A 19,348-nucleotide genomic window follows, 5' to 3' on the forward strand; every position below is an offset into this window, starting at 1 on the left:
TACGCTAATGAGTGGTAAGTCGTGATTATTTTTGATGGCGTAATCGTAAGGCATTACCAATTACAGATGCTGAGCTTAGGCTCATTGCTAATGCAGCAATCATAGGTGAGAGTAACCAACCAGTAAATGGATACAGTACGCCAGCAGCCAAAGGGATACCTAATCCATTATAGAGGAAAGCAAACATCAAGTTTTGTTTCATATTTTTAACAGTTGCCTCTGATAAAGAACGAGCAATTTCAATACCACGTAAGTCACCTTTTACTAATGTAACTTGGGCACTATTCATTGCTACATCAGTACCCGTGCCCATTGCGATTCCAATATCAGCTTGAGCCAAGGCTGGTGCATCATTAATTCCATCACCAGCCATAGCAACAATTCTCCCTTCTTTTTGCAATTTTTTGACTAAATCTAATTTATCAACAGGTTTAACCTCACCATAAACTTCACTAATTCCTAGTTTAGCCCCAACTGATTTTGCTGTAGTTAGCCCATCACCTGTTGCCATTATGATTCTTAAACCGGCGTCTTCCAACGATAAAAGGGCCTCTGGAGTACTTGCTTTGATTGGATCCGAAACTGCTAGAAAACCTACCAGCTTTCCATCAACTGCCAAATACATAACACTGGCACCTTCAGCTCTTAATACCTCTGCTTGTGGAATAAGAGTGTTAACAGATATCCCTAATTGCTTCATCAATGCCGCATTGCCTAGCGCTAATTTTTGCCCATTTATCTCTCCATTAACACCAATACCTGAACCTGATTCAAATGAAGTTGGTTTACTTAAAGTAAGATTTCGCTCACGGGCGGCACGTACAATTGCATTTGCTAAAGGATGCTCACTGCCCTGATCTAAACTCGCAGCTAAACGGAGGACTTCATTCTTTTCATATCCTGACGTGGCTACTACTTTATTGAATGATGGTTGTCCTTCTGTCAAAGTTCCTGTTTTATCAATAATCAATGTATCAATTTTACGTAGATTCTCTATTGCGGCAGCGTCTCGAAAAAGTACTCCATTTGATGCACCTCGCCCTGTTGCTACCATAATTGACATTGGCGTAGCTAATCCCAAAGCACATGGGCATGCGATGATTAGAACTGCTACCGCATTGATTAACCCATAAACCCAACTAGGTTCGGGCCCCAATAATCCCCACCCCAAAAAAGTTAGAACAGCAATGCCAATAACCCCCATAACAAATCGTCCTGCAACATGATCCGCCATCCGCTGCATAGGTGCTTTTGAACGTTGAGCCTGAGCAACCATTTGCACGATTTGAGAAAGTACGGTTGATGATCCAACTTTTTCTGATCGCATCACCAATGAACCATTCATATTCATTGTTGCACCAATGACTTGATCACCCACACGTTTTGTAATAGGCACAGGTTCACCAGTTAACATAGACTCATCTACAGAGCTTGAACCTTCTATAATGATTCCATCAACAGGAACCTTTTCACCCGGGCGTATCCGTAATAAATCGCCTACGTGTACATGAGATAGCGGAATATCTTCTTCTATACCATCAACACTGATTTTTCTTGCTGTTTTAGGTGCTAGCCCAAGTAGGGATTTAATTGCCGCTGAAGTTTGGGAACGTGCTTTTAACTCTAGCACTTGACCTAACAATGTGAGAGAAATAATCGCTGCGGTCGCCTCAAAATACACAGCAACACGCCCCATAGATACAAATGAGTCTGGAAATACTTGAGGTGCTATTGTTCCAACAAGGCTGTATATAAAAGCAGCTCCTGTACCAATTCCAATCAAGGTCCACATATTTGGACTCTGATTCAGAACTGACTGCCAACATCTCACAAAAAATGGCATTCCTGCCCACAGAACAATTGGTAAAGTCAGTACCAGTTCAATCCAGCTTTGCACCTTCATTTCAAACCAATTCAACTGATGTCCAAACATTGCTAAGAAAACCACAATAATGGTTAGCGGTAAGGTCCACCAAAATCTATGCTTAAAATTCTTGAGTTCTGGGTTTTCATCAGCGTCATCTAAGTCAGGAAGTAAAGGCTCTAACGACATGCCACAGATCGGACAGTTTCCCGCATGGTTCTGTCTAATTTCAGGATGCATTGGACAAGTGTATATAGTGAAGACATTAACAGGTTGATTAACTTCATCTGAATCCTCACCATCCCTCTTTTGTAGTTCTTTTAACGTAACTGAATTCTCAACTTTAGTAATATAAAAATGGGGATCACTTTTAAACTTTATGTGGCATTTTTCACTACAAAAGTAAAAAGTTCTATTTTTAACTTCTTCAGAAAAGTTGGATGCTTCTGTAACGGCCATACCACAGACAGGGTCAGTAAGTCTGTTATTGAGTACTTTGTTTTCATGATGGTGATGGTCCATAAAAACCTCCTTCATATTTAATTTTTTAAATTAATAATTTCATTAAGATGGAAATAGACTCCCTCTTATTAGTTTATTAGTGGTCATTGTTTTCTTTAAAGTCAGTGTATCATTTGTGGTTTTTTAATTTTTAAAATGACAAAAATGTAATTTTGAAGTCATCGTGATGTTTCTCTCATCCTTTAATAATAAGCATGAGAAAGGTGATGACCAAGCAACCAATTGATGCATTTCATTCGGTCATTACTGAGCCCAAGATTAGTTTAAAGAGGATGAAGTAATGAAAATTTTCCAAAATAAAATGTCAGCTCTACGTAACACTCTCGTAGGTGCAACACTAATTGTTGCTGCTTCAAGTGCATTTGCACACGTGAAACTTGAAAGTGCAATTCCTGCGATCAATGCTTCTGTAGCAAGTCAACCAAAAAACATAACACTCAATTTTGGTGAAGAAGTCATGCTAATGAACGTTAAGTTACTTGATGCCCAACGTAAGGACATCCCTTTGAACTACCAAGTAACTCATGATATGAAAAAATCATTTGACGTAGTGGTTCCTAAACTAAAAAAAGGAAAATATACGGTGGTTTGGACCACAATGGGTACCGATGGTCATAACATGAATGGTGAATATAATTTCACTATTAAATCGGCAAAATAACAATGAGTGAAAATAGTCAACATGCCAGCAGCTTGCTGGCATGTTGCTATAATAAAGGGAGAAAAATATGATTCCTGAGACTTGGATATATGCAACATGGTTGGTTAAAGTCATTTTATATTTAGGGATTGCATTTGTTATTGGCGGTGCTTTCTGCTATTTCTTACTTGGACGTTATGTTGAAATCAAGGAGACTATTCTAAAATACATAACTATTGGTACAGGTTTAGGCCTTTTTTCAAGTGTTCTCGGCTTCTTCATTCTTATAGGAAGTTTTGCCAACACTGGCCTTTCAGGTATGTGGGATAACAACTATATAAATATACTAGTCAATACTCCTACTGGACATGTCTATATCATTCGATCAATCAGTTTTGCACTTTTACTCCTATTTATGATAGTCAAACTTAGCAAAGGGACGATTGATATTTCCAAAACTGAAGGAGCAATCTTTACCATACTGCTCATACCAATCGTTTTAAGTTTTTCACAACTCGGACACGTCACGAATTTACCCTTATTCGCTCAAGCTTTATTATCAATACATGTACTTGTAATGTCCTTATGGATGGGATCGCTTTATCCATTATGGAAAACAAGCAAAAAAATTAATGGCTTACCACTTAAAGAACGTATGCATCTATTTGGACAAATAGCAGCTTTTATTGTAGGAATACTCATCGCTTGTGGTCTTAGTATTGCTTTATTACTCTTTAAAGATTTTAATACTCTAATGAATACACCTTATGGGCATGGATTTATTATTAAAATTTTATTTGTCCTAAGTATTTTATTGTTAGCAGCCTTTAACAAATGGTATTTCACACCTCGCTTACAAGACCCGAAATTTGCGAAACAATTGGGCTATGCCATTATATTTGAAATGTCATTAGGCCTATCAATTCTTTTAGCCACTGGTTATATCACCACTGTAGTCGGTATTGAGTAAAAAAGGATCACGCTATGACTTCATGGATGAAGTACAATTTATTATTTCTCATGTTTTTTAATACGATATCTTGGGCTGAACCTAGTACTTCAAAAACGATTCGTTCCTTAGATGATACTGAGTTACGTAATATTACTGATCATAACCATGGCGATACCAAAGCTGATGGGAATAAAGATGACCATCATTCCAAAGATAAACAACTGCGTAATGAGGATAGTAGACAACAAAAAGTTATAAATGGATTAATGTTACAAGAGCCTAGCGCACTGCCATCCTCCAAATAAACGACACTTAGGTAATATTTATTAATTCAATAAGTGGTTCTAGTTTTCTGAATAAAAAAATATGTAACAATAATACTGTTGGAGGCTAAAAGCCTCCAACAGTATTTAATTCAAAGCCTGCACACTCCCCTGCAATCCTCTCTGAATATCCTGAACATTCGCTAAATCATGGGACTTCTGATACTGCTCTGGATTCGTTTCATCCGAATAAAACTCCTCAACAATATCCAAACCTTCTTCACCACCCACCTCAAATCGTGCATTGCCGTAACCTTGCCGTGCCACATGCTCCAACGCTTCTTGATAAAACCCTGCTTCCTTGCTTTGTTCATCTATCTGCTTGGCTGAACTAATCGCATCTTTCAGGTTTGTACCATCACGTAAAGTTAGATCCACATAGTAGATCGGAGTACGATAGCTTTGTGTTGTACTCTTACCTCTCAAGGTCAGTTGCAATGGCAGACATGAAAGCAGGTCACCTGATGCAGCACTGTAATAACGTAGTCGTGCTGCCAAAGTTCGAATACTGTTAAAGCCAGTGGTTCTAAAGATAAAACACCCAAACTCATCTGATTCATCTAAGTTGACGTAGAGTCTGCCATAGGGTTTACACAGTCCTCCTTGTGCCAGTGGACACAGATCAGGTGATAGACATGGATGTTGTTCAATGCCGTTTTGTCCAGGTCGCTGACAGGTTTCGCCATTGCCTGAACAGATTAAGCGTCCAGTCTGGCGGTCAAACAGGCTGTACTCTGCCCTTAAGTTGAGTTCAGGATCGTTAAAGATCATCCGTACAGGTATGGTTCTTAGTTTTTGGTTTTGTGCCTTGGCACGGAGCTGTTCATCCAAGGGATGCTTGATCCACCCATCCTTTCCTTGAATTTGACTGGTAATAGTAAACTGGTCATCCTTTTCTGGGGTACGTTTTCCATTCTTTTCGACAATCTTACCAATGCTGATACGACCGAGTACAGGTGGTGTAATTGCTAAACCTTTAATCATGGTGATGTCCTCTATATAGATGTTGAAATGGTGTTTCAATCTGGGTAGATAAATTTTGGGCATAAAAAATCCCATACCTGTTTGGGGCATGGGATCGGATTTGAGTGTGGTTAAATTGAAATGGGTTATTTAGGGTATCAGCCTTATCCACCATTGGGATAAATCTGAAAGCGTCTTGTTCCAGCTTTGGTTTGTGGAAACTGCTGGAGATATTCAGGATGCTGTTTAAGAAGCGATTTACTGTCTAGACTGATTGAGTCTTGTGATTTCTTCCAAGTGACTGAACCACCTGTAAATACTGCTCGTTCTGCATCTTTCATCATCATTTGCAACTGATGTTTTAGCTCATCAAAATACTGTTGGTGTTGTTCAACCTTATGTCTCTCCTCAAGCAATTGGTTAAATAGATAGTTGGCTTGTTCATTTTGGGTCAGGTCTTCCACTGTTAAGGGGATCTGTTCTGGATAGAGTTGCTGTAGAGCTTTGGCAGCGGAATCGGAAGCATCAACACTTGGTGGAATGCCAGTTTCGACACATTGCCAGAAGTGTCGTTCGGCATTGATGATGTGCTGAATCACAGTTTCATTACGCGTCACCTTATAGATTTTGGTTTCATGCCCACAGATTAGTGCACAAATATGCGCTGCCTGTTTGCCTGTCACTGCAAGTTGATGTTGGACTTGGCAGAGGACATACAGTGGTACGCCATCTCGCCATAGTTTTGAGCCATATTCTCCAACAGTTTTACACTCTAATATTTGAACTTCGCCATTACCCACCACGGCATAGTCCAGATTGGCAAGCATGAAGTGTTTGTCTTCATCAGGATGTTGCAGTACTGCATTGACCCGACGTACCTTGTTGTTAGTGTGCATGTTGTAATATTCCGCCACCAACGGTTCTAGCTTTTTTCCCCAGTACAACGGTGCATAGCCTGCACTTTCATCCTCAATATTTTGTTGCATCCGACCTGTCTTAATCATCCACAGTTCCAGCATCGACATATAGGGATTCAGTCCACATGCGGTTGCTGCATCACTACTGCCAATACCCTGTTTTCTGACCTCCTGCCATTGCTGGTAGTTCATCTGCTTGGTATTGGCAAGACGCTTTGCTGTAAGTGCTTTGGTCTTTCGTGGCTGTTTGTTTGGTCGGTCACGTTTGTGACGAGTTCCCACCTCAATCTGTTGAGTAGACTGATTTAAGTTGGGTACATAAGGTTGTAAGGGTGGATGATTTATCGTGTTCTGAATTTGAGTATTGCTATTCATTGCAATTATTCCTGTATGAGTGAAATCGTAAAAGCTGAATTTTGGGCATAAAAAAAGCCGCATCTGAGGGTGCGGCTAAAGGTGTTGCTGTGCTTGTACGGTGTTACGTTATGCTTAGGCTAATAGAGGTGACTTAAATCAAACTTAATAGATTCGAAGTTTTAGAATGTCTAATCTAAGCCACCATTCGGAGGGCCTGTTCCAAACCTCGTTGCTTGATTGCTGCCCCTGCCCCAAACCAAGCGGAATCGAGCCGATGATCCATACTCATCGCTCGACGTTCATGGTCTATGAATTCAGTAATGGCGCACAGTAAACCATAAGCTGTGTCTTTGGCTGAACTGAGTTCGGCCCCACGCCCATGTCCGTTAAACATGGTCATGACTTTAGACATGGCACGTCCATTCGGTTCAGTTTTATTGTCTGCTTTGTTTGAGGTTGTTACTGGTATGCCTTGATTTGGCATAGCAGCATTGCGGTAGAACTGAATAATGCTTTCATCCTGTTCCACCGCACTCAAGTTAGTGTTGTTAAATACCGCATCGAAGTAGGCTGCCGCTTCCTGTTGAGTCACCTTACGCTGACTCAGTTGCTTCATTTCATACATGTGTTCATCCCATGCACGAACTGAAATACCCAGTTGCTGTTTGACTTTTTCGGCATCGAACTTGGTGCTATGCGGCACTTTAACCACACCTGAATTGCCCTGTTGACCACGTAGAGCAATCGCCAAAGTGTTGTTACACACCACTCGAATAGAAGTGAATTGAGCCGTGGTGGCAAGTGTGCCATCACAAGCTGTAGCTAATAGAATATAGCCATTACTCACATCCTTTCCTTTTAAGGCAGATGTTTGTCCTGTCTTAGCCAATGCCCAGAATTTCTTGCCACCTTTAAGCACCCCAGCAGTTTCCAGCTCAAAGCCCGATTGTTCAGTCAAGTCTTTGTAGAAGTGTAGGATTTCCATGGGTTGTACTTCTTGAAAGCGTTGACTCACAACAGATAAAGGTTCATGCGTGTCTGAACGGTACAGGACTCTTTGCTCTTGATAAGGCAAGATCAGGTTTTGTTGTTTGTGGTTTTCAGCCATATAACTGACATCGGAGGATTCAATCCTCCAGTCCATGCCTGCCTGTTTCGCCCAGACCTCAATCGGTTGGTTTGGAGTGAGTTGATTGCCCAAGCCATGCCAAGGGGTTTGTCCTACAAATGCCATGCCTTCAACTAAATGTGCCATAGAAATAATTCCTCTATAAAAGTGAAGTTGTTTAAAAATAAAATTGAATGAAGCTTAAGCAGCTACAGCAAAATCTTGTCCGCATTGCAGACAGCGGTAATGCAAAGCAGATTTATAATGTCGATAGAAATAATGCTGGCTGACCATAACTAATGTTCCACCGACCACTACTCCAATCAGCCCACCGATATAAGGGGGAATACCTGCTTCTTTTGCCAGTTTGATACCCAGTGCTGCCATTGCAGGCGGTGAAAATGCGTCTAGGATCTTTTCAAAATACTGCGGACCATTCGGCTGGGATTCTTTGAGAATCACCTGTTCAGAATGGCAATAAGGACAATGTACGGTGCTCATCACGAAAGTCCTGTAAGTAGATATGAATGCTTAAAATTTTTGATTCAGGCATAAAAAAACCATGCCTCTTGGGCATGGTTCATAAGTGTGCTTTCGGTTTGTTATTTAAAGCTATAACTTGCTGAGCCTTGATCAGTCTCAATATCGACCTTCACCACAGCATCGTAGGAACATCTCAAATAAAGCTGTAAAGATTGCCCAATCTGGAAATAGGCAGGTAGCTTGATCGGATCATTGTATCGACCTGTATAACTACAGCGTCCGTTGTTCACATCAACCTTATTTAAGGTAATCGGTTCAGAGTCCAGTGAACGGAGGGTTAAAATCACATAGGTTCGATTATATAAACCTCCTTCGCTATATTCCGTATTGAGATTGACTTCCATGCGATCGGGATTGAAGCCTGATGTACCACAGCCTGATAAGGTTAACGGTAGTGTGATAACAGCAGACAGCATTAATTTTTTAAGTATATTCACAACAATATTTCCTTTATTGGATTTACCTTGATTTGATGTTGAGCAGCGCCACACATCTAGGTGTAGTGGCTTGGTGCTCATGCTTCATAGAGGTAATATGTATTTGAAATTTCTTTATTTTGAGAGAATGCTCATGCCAATCTGTAGTTGAGCATACTGTCATCCTTATAAAGCACTGCTTTCCTGCACAGGTTCAGATACAGCTTGTTCTTGTTCCTGTTGTTTCTGATATTTCTTGATCAAATCTTCAGGTGAGAGATAGTTCTCTAATCCAAATTTGAAATTCCAAAGTGGAGCCTTAAGTACATCCTTAAACGGTGTAGCCTCTAACTTTTCAGGGATTTCAGGACTGGCTGGCACTGCATGCATGACACTTTTTTGCTTAAATTCAATTGGTTTAAATACGGGAGTAATGTTCGCCCTCATTTCTACGGGGTCACCACTTCTATTGGCCTTGCTGATTTGATTGAAGTAGAAAAATACGCCTTCAAAATTCAATTTATTGTCATGAAAGTTAAAAACATAGCCCATCTTGAGTAATGTGAGATTTTCAACAATCAATTTGGCTAATTCAGGCTGGACTTTAAGCAGGATTTTAGAGACCACGATTGAACTGCCATTTTTATCTTCTTGTTCTAAATCTAGAGACAATTGTTCTGTATCAGGATCATAGTGATAAGCACGATTAGATAGTGCAAGGCTAATATCTTCTACACTTCGGTTCAGCGCTTTCTGTAAAAGATCCACGTCATAATCAATTGCATTATTCTCAGCGTCTTGTTGAGCCTGTTTGACTCGATTTTCATAGTCCTGCGTTTTTTCAAATTCCTGCTTAGGCTGAATGTTTGGTGACTTTAAATAGCGTACATAGTTGATGGCTAGATTATTGGCATATTTAAAATATTCATCAGTGCTCAAATCGAGTAATACATTATTTTCCTCTGTATCTCGATCTTTATCTCCAATCACAAAAATCTGATCTCGATTTAGATTAAGTAAGCTTTTGACTCGTTCGTAGTCTTTCAGAAATGAAAAATCGTTGACCACATTCGGAGTTTCTGAGAAATCCAGTGATTCCCTTTGCTTGGGATAAAAGATTTTAGGATCAGGAAAAAGCACTTGGGATTCTGCTTGCTGCCAACTTTGGTCTGCGCTCAATTTGTCTTTGGCAACAATAATGTCTGATTTTTCATTGATTGCATCAAGGCTCACTGTATCTTCTTGAGTTTGACTTTCTACTGCTTGATTGTTCTCGTGCTTATCTTTACTTGAACATGCCGCCAAGCTAACCAACAAAATACATAGAGGTAGATACTTTAGTTTCGTTGTCATGGTGAATCATTCTCTTTTATTTTGAATGAACGCTCGCCATCTGTAAGGCTATCGCGCCAATCCTTGTTTGATTCTTTATTGGAGTACTGTGTTTTATTCAGGCGTGAATATTCATAAGGAAATGAACTTTCCACGGCCGATCAGTAAAAATGATCCGAGCACACAGACAAACAGAGGATGGACATCCTTCATTTGTTTACCCCAGATAAAATTATTGTTTTATGTATGCTGTTATTGGTCTAGTGAAGACAAAGCCACACACAGCACTGGGGGATAGAGAAGAACAGGAAATTAAGAATTTGTAGACGCATGGGCGACTCCTTTGGGTATAAAGAAGTTTCACCACATCACTGCTAAATAATGGTGGCGAAACGAAAAGGGGTTAGCAGACTGATACCCAAAAAGATCAGCACATCCGAGGATGTCCCCTCCCGTTCCGCCGCAGAGGGGACACGCAAGGTCGCCCACAAAAAAGAAAAACTTTTTCGTGTGCTTTGGGTAAAACGGTCTGCTAAAACCGACTGGCAATGTAGGCCAGCATCAAAAGGATAGCCCCCACTCTGCCTGTCGTCAAGCAGACAAAGTTGAGCGAACGGATTGATGTTGAATTCGTATACAGAAATTACCACTCAGGTTATGGGTTAGATTTTCAACGCCAAATACTGCTCAATTCTGCATAAATTTTTATTGTAGACCACATATCTTCTGCTATTTTTCCACACCAAAAACCATCTCTATATTCAAGTTTCATAAAGCAGAAAAATATTATAAAATTTAATAATTAAAGATAACTTGTACAAGCTTTTAAGGAAAAATCATGTCAAATTCAGGAACAAAAAAAAATGATAAACAATTACCAAATCTGATTGATCTTTCTGTTCTTGAGGCTCTTCCTGTACCCAATAAAAAACAGCTTCGGAAACACTTTAATACCGCTAGCAATGCTATTATTTATACCTTAAGTAAAATAGCTTCTTCACAAGCATTTCTTACTGAAGGCAAGCTAAATAAGCTTATTCAACTAAAAAGGCACTTAAAAAAAGGGGTTCTCCCAAAAGATATAAGAAAAATAAGAATAGGATTTGAGATTGAACTACATGAATTTGATTATCCAACAAAATTCTATTTAACTCATGGGCAAATTTTACCAGAATACATACTTAAAGATATTTTTCACTGCAACCTTGCTGATGCCCATATTCTTCAATATGGGGGATTCTTCCATTTCAAAGATAAGACTCTTCAATTGTTGAGCGCTCTTATTCTTATCTATGGTGCTGTAATAAAATTCTTTTTAGGACCAAATATCAGATTTAAACTGACAATTGAAGAGGCTATAAAACTGATAGAAACCAGACTCACTAATGATTATGAGAATTCAAAAAATTATTTATATATTCTTCATGGGTTAATCGTTGCAACAGAAAACTATCAATTACACACGCAATATGAGGAACTAATATCTGAAGTTGAAAAGCTAGAAATAAATGAACTTATTGACCAACCTATATCCACATTAGAGTATTTGATACCCGATATAGAGCAATTGTGTACTGATAACAGTCATAAAACACTTCGCTCCTACATAGAAGAACTTCCAACAATCAGTGAAGAATTATATAAAACGTCATATGAAGCTTTAGACATAACAATTAATAAGGCAATCGATTTTGGTTTACTTGACAAGTACAAAGCCAAAGCTAGAAAGATCAGTAAGACCGCACCAATCTGTACGAAGCATAGCTTATTAAATAACACAAAACTTTTAAGAAGACTCGATAGTGCAGATTTTAGTCAGCAAGGTACTAAAAAAATTAAGAATTTTTATGAAACTTTAGATAATCGAGTCATGGAACTAATTGAATCATATCAATTCAAAGATGAGATTAAGAATACGACTCAAGCTGCTAATGAACTATGGCAAGCTAATTATGAGAAATTTGATAAAATTATTAGGAATCTAGAGCAAGAGCACAATCGGACTACAAACTTAAAAATGGAAAATTTCGTACCATACCTCGTCAAACTCATTAAAAAAAATAATAAAATAAAAATATAGAATTAAAAATCATTAAAAATAAATAACTTAATAAAAAGCACCTCTACCTGATCGCCAGCTTTAAATTGAAATGAAAAATTTATATTTAGAGCAAGCCCAAGCTAATGCACCTGACAGGTGCGATTAGCAGTTTGGGTGACACAAAAATTTCTTCAATTCATATTGATTAAAAGTTGGTAATTATGTACATCCGAATCAATCCCAATTCACAGCAAAAACACCTTCCGCAAGGGATGTTTTTAGCTCAATCACACCCAGAAAAAATTAGGATAATACTATTATTTACAATAGCTTATCCAAACTCAAGATTAGTACCAACATCCTTGTTCAGTACTATTTCTACAACACTCAATGTGATACGAGGTATCACTCTTCATCTTAGAGGGTCTAATACATCCATTGTCTGGAAACAGGAAAAGGTGTGTTCATGAGCATTAAGAGAAAAGTAGCACCAATCCGTTTTGCTAAAGGTGGCAAAATGAAGTCTAACCAATTACACAACGGTCCCATTATGACTCGCGAGCTTATGGAAAAGTTCTGTAAGGCTAACCCCAAACCACATAAGTATCGAGAACTTGATGAGGCTGCGATTTTTCCATTCATCACGGACTCGACCTATGAGTTGTCACCATCATCCTCACTCGATGCAACGGTTTTATATCGTGAGTTTCGTATTAAGGTGATGCTAAACATGACATCTCTGGTCTGGGAGTGCTGTAAAGCAAAACAGATTTGCAGCGACCGTTGAGTCAGTTGATGCGTTTAATGGGATCTTTTCCTACCCTGACTGGTTTCGCCCTTTCATTCCTGTATTTGATGAACTTATAGGAATCAGTAGAAAGGAACTTGAAGACTTCCAGGTAGGTGAAGAAATCTCATGCTTCTATGAGGCATTAGACCTGTTAGACAGCGATCTTAATTTGCTCGGACTATTTGAAAATCATCCGCAAAGTCTGATGTATCTTCAAACGAGAGCTGACTTATTGAATCGTTTCTTTCAACTGATACGTGAGTGCATGAAGAGTGAGAAAATCAAACTCGCTCTTCAAAAACGTACCCTAAAGAGTACTACTCAATTAAAGGGATGTCGCAAAATGATAGATGCCTGCTTTGAACGATGGTCAAAGCTCTTGGTACTACGCATTGACTTTGGATTCAAAATTCCAAAGGAGATCTTAGAAGCCAACTATCACATTGATGGCCTTAAACATGAGTTTCATTCTTTAGACAAGCTTGTGTTGCTAAAAGAGTTACTGAAACAGTTCTTGAACAACCGTAGACATAATCCAATTTTGAGTAAGATCAAGGCTTACATATTCAAATTTGAACACGGTATCAAGAAAGGGTTTCATGCTCACGCCATCCTAATTCTGAACGGCAATGAATGCCAAAAAGATGGCTACTACGCACATGAGATTACAGAGTACTGGAAAACGCTCACGCACGGTAATGGCTGCACCTATAACTGCCAAAAGGCAAAACACAAATATAAAAGATTAGGTATCGGTATGATTAACCACCTCGACAGTGAAAAACGTATAGTTTTAGACGAATGTCTTCAATACCTGTGTAAAGCAGATCAAGCATTCATATTCAGAACACTGGATTCATCTAAATATAGAGCAATGCAAAAAAGCCAGAAGCCAAAAAAAATTAGCAATGCTGGCCGACCACGCAAAACATCACAATCACAAGACGACAAGTCTTCCGTAAATAAAAAAAGCGGAGGTAAATAATATGTTTAAGAAAAATGATGCTCCGCTGCTACATTCAGCGTATATGAGCAAAATTGCTAGAATCACTCAACCACACCCAAGCCCAGTTGAGATCGGACAAATTATTAACGAATTATCGAAAGTTCGTTTGCCCAGTCAACCTGTGTTCCCAGCGTACCGTTTGCCCCCTCAAACTTTACCTGAAAATGTAGATAAACTAATAAAGTCAATACAATGGGTACATCACTTACCATGGGTGAATGGTGTCATGAAAGTAATGCTACACCCCCAACTAAATCTCGGAATTGGATTAGCAAAGCGACATGGGTTAATTGATCAACAGCACTCTTGGAGAACTGATCCTATAAGAGGCTCTAATTTCATTCGTGAATTTCAAGATATTCTGCTAACTCATCATTTTAAAGAGTTAAAAGAAGGTTGGGATGATGCTCATAATTTTAGTGATCAAGAGCTTAGCGATGCCCTAAAAGCAGTCCAGAAAGAATCAAATGGGTTCGCATTCTATGAGTTCATATCCATAATGGATTCATCGCACCTGCATTCTCCTCAATTAGATCAATTTATTGAGGATGTAAAAAATGGTTTCATCAATAATCTGGATGGTGAACAATTACTGGCGGTTCTTTTGAAAAAAGAACCATTACCCAACAGACAGATGAAATTACGATTCATCATTCTGTTCAAACGTGATTTCCTAGATAGTCCTGCACACCTGACAGACTTAAGTTTTTTTGAAAAGATAAAACTATCTGTTGAACAAACTCACGGTTACCAAATCTTCTATGACCCATCGCTGTTGAATGGCTATATGCAAAGTAACCTTTTTCACAAAAAAACTCAGTCATTCAAAGAGCAGATAAAGCAACTGAGAATTTATCTTACAGGGACTGATGCTCTATACAGGATTGGCTCCGTAGAACCGACATTTAGTGTTTTGTATACGAAAGTCAAAGTTCAAAGTTTGGAGGGTGTATAAGATGGGTATTGCACATAACTTTAAAATTGATCGTAGAATTCGAGCAAAAGAGTTTATGGCACTTCTTTCTATTGGCAGAACCAAGTTTTATCGAATGATTAAAAAAGGTGAAATTCCGCAGCCAATCAGAGTTAGCGATAAAGAAGTCTTTTGGCACGAATCAAGTGTTAAAATAGTTGTAGAAAAACATAAGTAAAATTCTGATATGATAGCCTGCTAAATGCAGGCTTTCTTTCTAAATTAAGAGCCTTTTAAAACGGGTAACTAAACGGGTAACTCGAAAAAACTACAGAATTTAATTATTCATTTTCAAAAGGTTGAGATGAACAAGATTGTTGTAAAAAAACATAATGGTGGCACGATTGCTCAAAATAAAAGAGCGCGTCACGATTACTTTATCGAAGAAAAATTTGAAGCAGGCATGTCACTCCAAGGCTGGGAAGTAAAGTCTTTGCGTGCAGGACGTATGACGCTCACTGAAAGCTATGTGGTTTTTAAAAATGGCGAAGCTTTTTTGCTGGGCTCACAAATTCAGCCTTTATTGTCTGCATCGACCCATGTCGTTCCAGAAGCAACGCGTACGCGTAAGTTGCTACTCTCTCGTCGTGAGCTAGAAAAGCTTTTGGGTGCAGTGAATCAAAAAGGCTATTCATGTGTACCATTGGCTTGTTACTGGAAAGGTCGTTTGGTTAAGTTAGAAATTGCACTGGTAAAAGGTAAGCAATTACATGACAAACGTGCTACAGAAAAAGACCGTGACTGGCAACGTGATAAATCTCGTCTGCTGTATAAATAAAAAAAACCTCCAATTATTGGAGGTTTTTTTCGCTCGATATTAAACTGGGATATGTGTCAATCTTAATTCAGCTAGATATTTTCCGAACTTACGTGCAGTTTCCAAATCACCTTCTGGTGGAGTAATTTCAACACTGGCATTATCGGACTGGGTCATTAAGCCCAGAAAGCTCGACATACGGTTAATATCTAAAGCACTTCTTCCCGTCGGCATAAATGGCAAACCAGCCCACACCATGCCATGTTGCATCGCAAATAAATTAATCTGCTGCAATACCGCCAATTTGTCGCCACTAAGACCGCCCCCATTGGTAAAACCAGCAGCCAGTTTGCCTTGCCATGCCCGCGCCAACCAACGTTTAGACGAATCTTCCATAAACTGTTTCAATGCAGCCGTGAGACTGCCCATATAGGTTGGACAACCAATAACGATCACATCTGCTTGGTCTAATAAGTCCCACTGTGGCGCAGCCACAGAAATGAGATGCACCTCTGCACCTGCCTGCTCGGCACCCTGAGTAATATATTGCGCAACTTTGGCTGTATGCCCATAAGGACTGTGATAAACCACACAAACTTTAACTTGGGGAATAATTTGCTCAATAACAGACATGGAGAATTTTAAAAACCAATGAATTAGATCAAGTTTAACATTTTCACTACGACATGGCGAATCAACAACACAAGGGATGCAATTTATTGCATGAATACAAAAGTTGCCATTCGTCCTGTTTTTGCATCACGACGATAAGAAAAATAATCTTCGGCTTGTTGATAAGAGCACTGATCTCCACCTAAAACAGTTTCCACGCCCAAACGGTTTAAAATAAAGCGTGCAATCGCATAAAGATCCGCATGATATTTACCCACCACTTGACCCGCAACAAAAGCAGTTTCGAGTTCAGGATATTTTTCACAAAATACGGCTTTAACTTCGGCACCTATTTCAAAACACGGTTGGCTAATTGCTGCACCTAGCCATGCCCAACTCGGCTGAGACTGCATTTCAGTGACAGTATTTTCAATAATCCCATTGGCTAAACCACGCCAACCGGCATGCAAATTGGCAACCTCAGTCCCTTCGGCATTTCCCAAGACTACAGGCAGGCAATCAGCTGTCATCATCATTAAAGCATGACCTGCTTTTTGCGTAACCAAGCCATCGCCTTCAAGCGCAATAAATGGAATTTGTTCATTTACGGTATGACAAATAGTGCTATGGGTTTGCGTCATCCATGTGATTTTATCTACACCAAATACAGATAACTGATTCAACAAGACCATACGATGCTGTTGAACACGTTGTGCATCATCATTGACATGCAAAGCCAGATTAAATCCAGACAGATTTTCATTTGCTGTTGCAATGGTTTGAGCATGTTCAATTCGTGTTTGCCCAACATAAACACCATTAGGCAGACCTTTTACAAATTCCATAAAATCCCTCCCAACCTCCCTTTTCAAAGGGAGGAGCTGAACAAATCATCCTTTATTAAAAAGGAACTTTACTTAATAGGCTTCATTTTCACTACGGAGGACTTCAAGCAACTGAGTAAAATCTTCAGGCCAATGTGCTTCAAACATCATTTCTTCACCCGTACGTGGATGTACCAAACCAAGTTTAGCGGCATGCAAAGCTTGACGCTTAAAGCTACGTAACTGATCAGTTAATGTTTCTGATGCGCCTGCTGGGAAACGTACACGATTGACATAAACAGGATCGCCAACCAAACCATGCCCAAGATAGCTAAAGTGCACACGGATTTGATGAGTACGCCCTGTTTCAAGTTGGGCCTGAATACGGGTAAAGTCACGGAAGCGTTCTTTCACATTATAATGTGTTACCGCATCACGCCCGCCGGGTAAGATCGCCATTTTGACACGATCAACAGGATGACGCTTAATCGGCTCATCAATGGTGCCACCCGCAATGACATTGCCATAGACAACTAAATCATAAACGCGATAAACGCTTTTCTTGGCTAACTGCTTGCTCAGAGAGAATTGAGCTTCTAAATTTTTTGCAACCACCAATAGGCCACTGGTGTCTTTATCAATACGATGTACCAAGCCTGCGCGAGACAGCTCTGCCAATTTTGGTGCATGATAAAGTAACGCATTCACCAAGGTTCCGGTTGGGTTGCCTGCACCAGGATGAACGACCATCCCCACTTCTTTATTGATCACAATAATATCGTCATCTTCATAGACAATATTTAATGGAATATTTTCAGGCTGGCTTGATGTTTGTGCTTCAAGTTCAACTTCGAGCGTAAGCAGCTCATTGCCTTCGCAACGGTACTTAGGTTTAACAATGTTACCATTTACCAACAGATGTCCGTCTTTCATCCATTGCTTGAGTTTTTCACGAGAAAACTCGCTCCAAACCAATGCGGCAACCTGATCAATACGTTGACCTAAATAGTTTTCATCAAGTTGAATTTGCAACGATAAACGTGTTGCAGTTGAGTCAGAATTATGATTATCTGCATCGACAGAATCTTCGAGTAAGAAATCTGTTTCAGAGATGTTTGAATTGGAAGATTGTGCTGAAGTCATTTGATGATCGGTACAAAAATGGTTTAATAGCACCATTGTAGCTCATTGCCCAGAATAACAGAGGAGTTTTTATGTCGCTACCACGTTATAAAATTACGGTGCTTGCACTTTCTTTAGGTGTAGCATCTGCATTTGTGGGCTGTAGCAGCAATCCAAGTAAGAAAGAAGTGGTGGATAAAGGTCCACAATCAAGTGAACAAGTTTACTTCGAAAAAGCACAAAAATCGCTTGATCGTAATCAATATACAGATGCGGTAAAGTCACTTGAAGCTTTAGATACTTACTATCCTACTGGGCAATACACACAACAAGCTCAACTAGAGCTTCTTTACGCGAAATTCAAACAAAAAGATTATGAAGGCACAATTGCGCTTGCAGATCGTTTCATTCGTTTAAATCCGCAGCATCCAAATGTAGATTACGCTTACTATGTCCGTGGCGTAGCGAATATGGAAATGAATTACGACAGCTTAATTCGTTATACATCTTTACAGCAATCACACCGTGATGTGAGCTATGTAAAAGTCGCGTATCAAAATTTTGTTGATCTGATTCGTCGTTTCCCAAGTAGCCAATATTCAGTTGATGCAGCTCAACGTATGAAGTTTATTGGTCAAGAACTTGCTGAAAGTGAAATGAATGCAGCACGTTTCAATATTCAACGTAAAGCATGGCTTGCTGCTGCTGAACGTGCGCAATGGGTCATTGAACATTATCCACAAACACCACAAACCCCTGAAGCGTTAGCGACTCTGGCTTATAGCTATCAACAGCTTGGTGATAAAGCGACCTCGCAACAATATATTGATATCTTAAAACTGAACTATCCGAACTTAGTAAAATCGAATGGCGAAGTGAATTTACGTGCTGCACGTAAAGAAGGTAGCTGGGTGAATCGTGCAACTTTAGGTTTGTTGGGTCGTGAATCTAAAACCAATCAAGTCAAAGATGAAGCGAAAAGCGATACTGAACAACGTAGCTTAACCAACCGCTTAAGCTTCGGTTTGTTTGGCAAACCGGAAACGGAACAAGCGACACCTGCTCCAGTTGCAGCGCCTGAAGCACCAGCAGCAACGGAAAATAAACCGAGTTGGAAAAACCGTTTAAGCTTTGGTCTATTAGACAAACCAGAAGCTGAAAAAACAACTGAGGATGATGCTGCAAATTAATTTGCAATCTTCTGATTCACAAAACAGGCAAGTATCCCCTTGCCTGTTTTTCATTTTATGCAACAATGATTTCTGACATTTTTGCCGAGCAAGAAT

At 39.5% G+C, this 19,348-nt stretch carries 20 protein-coding genes; 10 read left to right on the top strand and 10 right to left on the bottom strand.

What is annotated here, in order from left to right; all coding sequences use genetic code 11:
• Positions 1 to 25 precede the first annotated feature (25 nt).
• The gene (locus GBI66_RS14205) at positions 26 to 2,386 is read right to left on the bottom strand and encodes a heavy metal translocating P-type ATPase (protein ID WP_151716552.1); all 2,361 of its coding nucleotides are present in this window, start codon (positions 2,384 to 2,386) and stop codon (positions 26 to 28) included.
• Positions 2,387 to 2,666: 280 nt separating this feature from the next.
• Here GBI66_RS14205 and GBI66_RS14210 point away from each other — a divergent pair, with 280 nt between their 5' ends.
• The 3 genes from GBI66_RS14210 to GBI66_RS14220 all read left to right on the top strand — a co-directional run bounded on the left by GBI66_RS14210 (position 2,667) and on the right by GBI66_RS14220 (position 4,283).
• Positions 2,667 to 3,047: a copper resistance protein CopC gene (locus GBI66_RS14210; RefSeq protein WP_004823034.1), complete on the top strand. Its 381-nt coding sequence runs from the start codon at positions 2,667 to 2,669 to the stop codon at positions 3,045 to 3,047.
• Positions 3,048 to 3,114: 67 nt separating this feature from the next.
• Positions 3,115 to 3,996, top strand: a complete 882-nt coding sequence (locus tag GBI66_RS14215; RefSeq protein WP_151716553.1) for a copper resistance D family protein — start codon at positions 3,115 to 3,117, stop codon at positions 3,994 to 3,996.
• A 14-nt stretch (positions 3,997 to 4,010) separates the two neighbouring features.
• On the top strand, positions 4,011 to 4,283 hold the full coding sequence (locus GBI66_RS14220; protein ID WP_075316175.1) for a hypothetical protein: 273 nt from the start codon (positions 4,011 to 4,013) through the stop codon (positions 4,281 to 4,283).
• 105 nt (positions 4,284 to 4,388) lie between these two features.
• Here the strand turns inward: GBI66_RS14220 and GBI66_RS14225 are convergent, their stop codons facing one another.
• From GBI66_RS14225 to GBI66_RS14250, 6 genes are all read right to left on the bottom strand, one after another.
• Positions 4,389 to 5,285, bottom strand: coding sequence for a hydrolase or metal-binding protein (locus tag GBI66_RS14225; RefSeq protein WP_075316176.1), 897 nt, complete (start codon positions 5,283 to 5,285; stop codon positions 4,389 to 4,391).
• Between the two features lie 143 nt (positions 5,286 to 5,428).
• Positions 5,429 to 6,556, bottom strand: coding sequence for a YqaJ viral recombinase family protein (locus GBI66_RS14230; RefSeq protein ID WP_075316177.1), 1,128 nt, complete (start codon positions 6,554 to 6,556; stop codon positions 5,429 to 5,431).
• A gap of 175 nt (positions 6,557 to 6,731) precedes the next feature.
• On the bottom strand, positions 6,732 to 7,793 hold the full coding sequence (locus GBI66_RS14235) for a DUF932 domain-containing protein (protein ID WP_119055354.1): 1,062 nt from the start codon (positions 7,791 to 7,793) through the stop codon (positions 6,732 to 6,734).
• 54 nt (positions 7,794 to 7,847) lie between these two features.
• Positions 7,848 to 8,147, bottom strand: coding sequence for a hypothetical protein (locus GBI66_RS14240; protein ID WP_119055355.1), 300 nt, complete (start codon positions 8,145 to 8,147; stop codon positions 7,848 to 7,850).
• A 101-nt stretch (positions 8,148 to 8,248) separates the two neighbouring features.
• On the bottom strand, positions 8,249 to 8,626 hold the full coding sequence (locus GBI66_RS14245; protein ID WP_005147529.1) for a hypothetical protein: 378 nt from the start codon (positions 8,624 to 8,626) through the stop codon (positions 8,249 to 8,251).
• A gap of 165 nt (positions 8,627 to 8,791) precedes the next feature.
• Positions 8,792 to 9,958, bottom strand: coding sequence for a hypothetical protein (locus GBI66_RS14250; protein WP_075316180.1), 1,167 nt, complete (start codon positions 9,956 to 9,958; stop codon positions 8,792 to 8,794).
• Between the two features lie 817 nt (positions 9,959 to 10,775).
• On the opposite strand from GBI66_RS14250, the gene GBI66_RS14260 reads away from it, so the two are divergent.
• The 6 genes from GBI66_RS14260 (at position 10,776) to smpB (ending at position 15,525) form a co-directional block, all read left to right on the top strand.
• Positions 10,776 to 12,017 (top strand): hypothetical protein, encoded by a 1,242-nt coding sequence (locus GBI66_RS14260; protein WP_151716554.1) that lies wholly within the window; start codon positions 10,776 to 10,778, stop codon positions 12,015 to 12,017.
• Positions 12,018 to 12,444: 427 nt separating this feature from the next.
• Positions 12,445 to 12,765 (top strand): hypothetical protein, encoded by a 321-nt coding sequence (locus tag GBI66_RS14265; protein WP_151716555.1) that lies wholly within the window; start codon positions 12,445 to 12,447, stop codon positions 12,763 to 12,765.
• A gap of 268 nt (positions 12,766 to 13,033) precedes the next feature.
• Complete coding sequence (locus GBI66_RS14270) at positions 13,034 to 13,753, top strand: inovirus-type Gp2 protein (protein WP_228267300.1); 720 nt, start codon at positions 13,034 to 13,036, stop codon at positions 13,751 to 13,753.
• Between the two features lies 1 nt (position 13,754).
• On the top strand, positions 13,755 to 14,729 hold the full coding sequence (locus GBI66_RS14275; RefSeq protein ID WP_151716557.1) for a hypothetical protein: 975 nt from the start codon (positions 13,755 to 13,757) through the stop codon (positions 14,727 to 14,729).
• A gap of 1 nt (position 14,730) precedes the next feature.
• The gene (locus tag GBI66_RS14280) at positions 14,731 to 14,925 is read left to right on the top strand and encodes an AlpA family transcriptional regulator (RefSeq protein WP_151716558.1); all 195 of its coding nucleotides are present in this window, start codon (positions 14,731 to 14,733) and stop codon (positions 14,923 to 14,925) included.
• A gap of 126 nt (positions 14,926 to 15,051) precedes the next feature.
• Positions 15,052 to 15,525, top strand: coding sequence for an SsrA-binding protein SmpB (smpB, locus tag GBI66_RS14285; protein ID WP_151716559.1), 474 nt, complete (start codon positions 15,052 to 15,054; stop codon positions 15,523 to 15,525).
• A gap of 39 nt (positions 15,526 to 15,564) precedes the next feature.
• On the opposite strand, the gene GBI66_RS14290 is transcribed toward smpB, so the two are convergent.
• The 3 genes from GBI66_RS14290 to rluD all read right to left on the bottom strand — a co-directional run bounded on the left by GBI66_RS14290 (position 15,565) and on the right by rluD (position 18,083).
• Positions 15,565 to 16,137, bottom strand: coding sequence for a flavodoxin family protein (locus tag GBI66_RS14290; protein WP_151716560.1), 573 nt, complete (start codon positions 16,135 to 16,137; stop codon positions 15,565 to 15,567).
• Between the two features lie 83 nt (positions 16,138 to 16,220).
• Positions 16,221 to 16,961: a peptidoglycan editing factor PgeF gene (pgeF, locus tag GBI66_RS14295; RefSeq protein ID WP_151716561.1), complete on the bottom strand. Its 741-nt coding sequence runs from the start codon at positions 16,959 to 16,961 to the stop codon at positions 16,221 to 16,223.
• A gap of 72 nt (positions 16,962 to 17,033) precedes the next feature.
• Entirely contained in the window at positions 17,034 to 18,083 is a 1,050-nt protein-coding gene (gene rluD / locus GBI66_RS14300; RefSeq protein ID WP_151716581.1) for a 23S rRNA pseudouridine(1911/1915/1917) synthase RluD, read from the bottom strand.
• Between the two features lie 71 nt (positions 18,084 to 18,154).
• Here rluD and GBI66_RS14305 point away from each other — a divergent pair, with 71 nt between their 5' ends.
• Positions 18,155 to 19,252, top strand: a complete 1,098-nt coding sequence (locus GBI66_RS14305; RefSeq protein ID WP_151716562.1) for an outer membrane protein assembly factor BamD — start codon at positions 18,155 to 18,157, stop codon at positions 19,250 to 19,252.
• The last annotated feature ends 96 nt before the right edge of the window (positions 19,253 to 19,348 follow it).

It is taken from the genome of Acinetobacter sp. TUM15071, assembly GCF_008980925.1.
Lineage (GTDB): Bacteria > Pseudomonadota > Gammaproteobacteria > Pseudomonadales > Moraxellaceae > Acinetobacter > Acinetobacter dispersus.

Bases quoted from the DNA above. Each gene is read 5' to 3' on its own strand.
- GBI66_RS14280 (WP_151716558.1), top strand. From the start codon at position 14,731: ATGGGTATTGCACATAACTTTAAAATTGATCGTAGAATTCGAGCAAAA.
- GBI66_RS14260 (WP_151716554.1), top strand. From the start codon at position 10,776: ATGTCAAATTCAGGAACAAAAAAAAATGATAAACAATTACCAAATCTG.
- GBI66_RS14290 (WP_151716560.1), bottom strand. From the start codon at position 16,137: ATGTCTGTTATTGAGCAAATTATTCCCCAAGTTAAAGTTTGTGTGGTT.
- rluD (WP_151716581.1), bottom strand. From the start codon at position 18,083: ATGACTTCAGCACAATCTTCCAATTCAAACATCTCTGAAACAGATTTC.
- pgeF (WP_151716561.1), bottom strand. From the start codon at position 16,961: ATGGAATTTGTAAAAGGTCTGCCTAATGGTGTTTATGTTGGGCAAACA.
- GBI66_RS14240 (WP_119055355.1), bottom strand. From the start codon at position 8,147: ATGAGCACCGTACATTGTCCTTATTGCCATTCTGAACAGGTGATTCTC.
- GBI66_RS14215 (WP_151716553.1), top strand. From the start codon at position 3,115: ATGATTCCTGAGACTTGGATATATGCAACATGGTTGGTTAAAGTCATT.
- GBI66_RS14270 (WP_228267300.1), top strand. From the start codon at position 13,034: ATGAAGAGTGAGAAAATCAAACTCGCTCTTCAAAAACGTACCCTAAAG.
- GBI66_RS14235 (WP_119055354.1), bottom strand. From the start codon at position 7,793: ATGGCACATTTAGTTGAAGGCATGGCATTTGTAGGACAAACCCCTTGG.
- GBI66_RS14210 (WP_004823034.1), top strand. From the start codon at position 2,667: ATGAAAATTTTCCAAAATAAAATGTCAGCTCTACGTAACACTCTCGTA.
- GBI66_RS14305 (WP_151716562.1), top strand. From the start codon at position 18,155: ATGTCGCTACCACGTTATAAAATTACGGTGCTTGCACTTTCTTTAGGT.
- GBI66_RS14225 (WP_075316176.1), bottom strand. From the start codon at position 5,285: ATGATTAAAGGTTTAGCAATTACACCACCTGTACTCGGTCGTATCAGC.
- GBI66_RS14275 (WP_151716557.1), top strand. From the start codon at position 13,755: ATGTTTAAGAAAAATGATGCTCCGCTGCTACATTCAGCGTATATGAGC.
- GBI66_RS14220 (WP_075316175.1), top strand. From the start codon at position 4,011: ATGACTTCATGGATGAAGTACAATTTATTATTTCTCATGTTTTTTAAT.
- smpB (WP_151716559.1), top strand. From the start codon at position 15,052: ATGAACAAGATTGTTGTAAAAAAACATAATGGTGGCACGATTGCTCAA.
- GBI66_RS14250 (WP_075316180.1), bottom strand. From the start codon at position 9,958: ATGACAACGAAACTAAAGTATCTACCTCTATGTATTTTGTTGGTTAGC.
- GBI66_RS14230 (WP_075316177.1), bottom strand. From the start codon at position 6,556: ATGAATAGCAATACTCAAATTCAGAACACGATAAATCATCCACCCTTA.
- GBI66_RS14205 (WP_151716552.1), bottom strand. From the start codon at position 2,386: ATGGACCATCACCATCATGAAAACAAAGTACTCAATAACAGACTTACT.
- GBI66_RS14265 (WP_151716555.1), top strand. From the start codon at position 12,445: ATGAGCATTAAGAGAAAAGTAGCACCAATCCGTTTTGCTAAAGGTGGC.